At 51.3% G+C, this 4,713-nt stretch carries 2 protein-coding genes; both read right to left on the bottom strand.

What is annotated here, in order from left to right:
• On the bottom strand, window positions 1–1,412 hold a 1,412-nt coding region (locus tag QLQ85_RS10265; RefSeq protein ID WP_282737540.1), incomplete at its 3' end, for an IS1182 family transposase.
• Between the two features lie 235 nt (window positions 1,413–1,647).
• Entirely contained in the window at window positions 1,648–4,134 is a 2,487-nt protein-coding gene (locus QLQ85_RS10260; protein ID WP_282738907.1) for a DUF4062 domain-containing protein, read from the bottom strand.
• Between the last annotated feature and the right edge of the window lie 579 nt (window positions 4,135–4,713).

Below are 4,713 nucleotides of genomic sequence, written 5' to 3'. Positions count from 1 at the left end.
CCATTGACTCCCAAGATCTTTATGACACGCTTCAGGTTGTACGCCAACACATGAAGACTCATTTCCGTGCTCACATTTCTGCGCCGCTTTGTCGCGAAGTGTGTCGCCCCCATCCAAGCCTTCAGCGTGCCAAAGGGATGCTCCACCGTTTGTCGCCTTAGGCGCATCATCTCTGGATTCCAATCGAGGCGTGACTGTGCGGCTTCAAGCACATCTTCATGCTCCCAGCGCTTGATCCGTCGTTGCTTGCCAGTCGTGCATTTTTCTTTCATGGCACAGGTTGCACATGCCGAACTCCAGTAAGCATGCAGCTTCATCCCTTTATCTAACGTTTCATACCGCCATGTCAGCCGCTGTCCAGCGGGGCAGGAATATTCATTGCTCTCAGGGAGATACCGAAATGCGTCTCTTGGGAAAAAGCCCTTTGCCTGGCTTGGCGATGTCAGCGGCTTGGGGAGATAGGTAGTGATCCCTTCCTTGTGACAGGCCAGAATCTCCTCGCCCTTGAAGTAGCCTCTGTCAGCCACGACCTTCAGCTCCTTGATGCCAGTGGCCTCCCGCGCTTGCTTGGCCATATTAGAGAGCTGCCCCCGGTCATGCCCGACGTTGGTCACCTCATGGGCCACAATCAAATGGTGCTGGCTATCCACCGCAGTCTGTACGTTGTAACCCACATTTCCGGTACCTCTGCCACTGGTGGCCATCGCTCTGGCATCTGGATCCGTCAAAGATACTTGCTGATCGGGAGACTTCAACCTCTCCTCCTCAACTGCTTGTAATCGTGCAGTCTCTTCCCGGAGCTTCGTGATTTTTTCCTTCAGGTGCGCTGTTTTGGCCTCGGCCAGAGCAGGCTCATCTCGGTCGGCTGCATCAAGCTGACCAAGGTACCGGTTGAAACTTTCTTCGATCTGCTCAAGGCGACGTTTCATCTTGGTCGCAGTGAAATTTCGGTTGCGGTTGTTGACGGCTTTGAACTTGCTGCCATCGATGGCCACGATGGCTTGTGAGAACAGGTCCAGCCGCCGGCAAAGCACGATGAACTCTCGACAGACACGGCGGATGGCCTCGCCGTTATCCTTTCGGAAGTCTGCGATCGTCTTGAAATCCGGTGTCAGGCGCTCCGTCAGCCACATCAGCTCGACATTACGCTGCGTCTCGCGCTCCAGGCGACGACTCGACTGGATACGATTGAGGTAGCCGTAGATATAGAGCTTCAGGAGTACAGCGGGATGATAGGCGGGCCTTCCTGTCGCATGCGGATCGACGCCCTTGAAACCAAGCCCTCTGAGATCGAGGCCCTCCACGAACGCCTCAATAGCACGGACCGGGTTATCGTCTGCGATGAAGTCGTCCAAAAGCGCGGGGAACAACGTGCTTTGATCTCGGGCTTCTCCTACCACGAATCGCTTCATCGCCATTTCCTCAGCGGACCTTGGCAAAGTATAGCGGCCGGTGCGTTTTCACACAGCCTCGGTCGTCAACTGCCCCAGCAACCCCATCAGCATAGACTAAAGTTACACAACCAGTAGTAAGCCTTGTTTAGACAACATGCATACTTCATACCCAATCAATGCTGCCTGAGTTAGCCGTTTACACATCTATGCTTCCGCCGAATATAATTTCCGACTTGAAGAATCGAGAGTTTTGTTAACTTCCGACCGAACGTGCCACTTTTCGGGCATCATCCCGACTCATCGACGCTCCTAAGTCCAACCAATGTATGACGTTGTAGTAGCGATACTTGTCGCTGATGATGTATTCGTGAAGAATCGACTTGATCTTCTTCGCCGGGAACGATCGGACAGCCAGGATAGCGGCAGCTTTGCGAACCCCCTCTGACTCGTGGTTGAAGAGGGCGAGCAAGGCATCCCGTGATATTTTGGAAAAACGAGATTCAGCGCATAGTTCTATTGTTTTCCTCAAAATAGCCGATGACATATCAAGAGAAAGAAGATCTGAGACAGAGTGCTTCTTACCAATTGAGGTTATGGCTCTCGCGACTTCGACATGAAAATCCTCATCACCCGATATTGTTAGCTGTATCGCACTGGGGCTTGATCCCTCTGCGTTAGCAAGCATGGGTATATCAATCCACTCTCCGTGCTTTCCCAGATACTTAGCGTCAAGCTTCGACGCCCTTGTGTAGCCGTCTCGGAGGTTAGTCCTTATCCTCTGCAAATCCTCTGGCTTTTGCGCCGCACACAGCACATTCAACCCTTTCCTTGTAAGCTCTTTACGCAAAAACTCCTCCAAATCTCTCGTCTTCTTGACGAGATCCTGAATGGTAGAACTCTCGCCGAACGCAGCCTCCATCCGTCGAATCCGCTCTTCGAAGTACGCACTGAATTTGTCGTCAACGTTGCGGCGCAGTCCATCAGCATGCTTCCTGAAGTACCTCTCAACCAGCGCGAAGTATGCAGCATCATCATACATCAAGCTCGCCCCGACTCTCTTCTTCAGCTCCGCCTCAGAAAGACCCTTTAACACATCCAGCCGGTACTGCCAAAAGATTTCCTCTCCCGCCTTATCTGATTCCGCCGAAATACCCAAACCCAGAAGACCATTTGTAGGTTGTTTCTTTGGTGGGACCAGTATCTCCCTGATTTCTTCTTCAACAAGCAGCTTGCCAAGTTTCAATAGTACCTTGACAGCCTCACTACGCACTAAAGCATTACTGTCCCCTGCTAGCTGTTCAGCCATACCTATATCCAGTGCACCCCGACCATGCAGCGACTTCATTGCGAACAGTCGAACCTCTGAGTTGCGATGTTCAAGACCAAGAAGCAGCGCGGTGGTTTCTAGACCCTCGAACCCCGATAGCACAGACCTCAGCAGATCAGCGTTGAGTGTCTGGAACTGTGACTCCAAGACCAGCTCTTGGGCCGCTTTCGCCTGACCAGTTCGAAGTAAAATTCCGACCATGCACTCAAGTGCGCTGCGAGATGTCCCGTAGTCGCTACGATCGTATTCCTTCTTGGCGACCTCCAGATCCCCCGCAGTGCCGCATTTGGCGAGATATCCAAGAGCTGCTGTCCGCACTCTGGTCGATGAGTCATCTGAGAACCAAGCGTTGATGAGTATGTCTCGTTTGATCACGTCATCATCCGTAGGGAGATCGAGAGCCAGTGCGGTCAACACGGAAATCGCCCCAACCTTCTCGTTTTCGTCTACCTGGAGGAACGAGGAGACGACAGCAGGATCGACCCCTGAATACGCTAGCGCCGAATACCAACACCACAGAGGTACGTTCTCGTTAGCGAGATGTTGAAAACCCAAACGAGTTAGGTAGTGTTTCTCTCTCTTACTAAGTTCCATGCCTTTGGTATGTTCCCCAAAGAGGATGTTGATATCATGGACACCTAGGTTCATTTCCTCGTTGCCTGGCTTCGATATTGAATTCGCCAGCAATCTAAACCGTGCAATATCACTCGCGCTCAGCGCGTCCAAAGAATCTGGCTGCCTGATCCTTCCGACGAGATTCTCGAGAAAGTCAACACCTTCAGCAGACAGCGGAGACGGTTCGCGCCCCTTGTCGATCTCACCCGTATCTCCAGAACTCGTTCGAGCACGTTTCGCCCGCAGTTCGTCGGGCTCGGATAATTCATCCACGTCCCTGACACGATTTACATAGGCGGTGACGCATTTCCTGGCTAGAGCTTCTATATCCCGCGCCGTCGAGAAGTTCTTAAATAGAATTTTCTTGCCGGCAATGGTTTTATTTCGAAATTCAATAACTTTCTTAAGGTCATCCCCTGGGTCCACCATGAATTCATCCGGGACCTGCTTGAAGAAGAGTGAAATCTCAGGACTTCCTGTCTCCTCGCATCTTGCCATGGACCGTTCGAATTCCTCTTCGAAACCAGAGGAGAAATCGTGCCCTGGCGGAGTACCCCACCTTTTCCAAATCATTCCAAGAAACAAATCACACCGATCGAGATCTTGGTTAATGAGATGTTGCGGCCGGCCGGATCCTGCAACGGTTTCTTCCCAACCAACCAGCTCGACTTGATACCCCAGCTCGTTCGCCCAAGACTCGTTAAATTCGTCGACCACGTCTCGAATAGCTTTTCGCTCTTCCTGAAGATCTCCAGGTGAGGCTAGAAATGCGCGGATGATCTTTCGGGTACTAGGCATATCTGGTTACCAAGACTCTAGATTTTCTGAAAAGCCATCTGAACAATTGGCAAATATGAACCTCTCCACCGTCCGGCATGAAGAGACTATCAACAGTATCGAAAACTGCTTCGCAAATACGGCTGTGTTCTCCCTGGGAATGATCCACTAACGTCATATCTGGGTGCCTCAATTTGCCGCTCAGCAGTAATTAGACTTTGCGATATATTGTTGACTTATCGTGGCGGCGTATTCAAGTCAATAAACGCTCAAAATCTGCCCAAACTAACCCATAGAGGGCATGTAAAGTTACATATAGCTCGGCTTCATAGCACGGATAAATATACCGGTCGTATTTTCCGACATGTCGGCTTTGGGTCCTGGCCGTGTGAAAACAGAAAAAATCTGGTCTGACTCAAGAACCTTCCCCCTCAGCTTCCGGTTGAGTCCACACAAGCCATTGCTTGGATGATTACCGACTGATGCTGGAGTGAGATCTGGAAATCATGAAACCATCAGAAAGCACCTATCTCACCCTTATGGCCCTTGAAAACATGGGAAAAGGGCTGTTACGCCCTCGCAGCCCTCATCAAACCATTG

The sequence above is a fragment of the Halomonas kalidii genome (assembly GCF_030010475.1).
Lineage (GTDB): Bacteria > Pseudomonadota > Gammaproteobacteria > Pseudomonadales > Halomonadaceae > Halomonas > Halomonas heilongjiangensis.
This window is presented reverse-complemented; position numbering and strand designations above follow the sequence as displayed.

What these genes read in the sequence shown, in the direction of transcription:
- QLQ85_RS10260 (WP_282738907.1), bottom strand. Translation starts at nt 4,134, where the DNA reads ATGCCTAGTACCCGAAAGATCATCCGCGCATTTCTAGCCTCACCTGGA.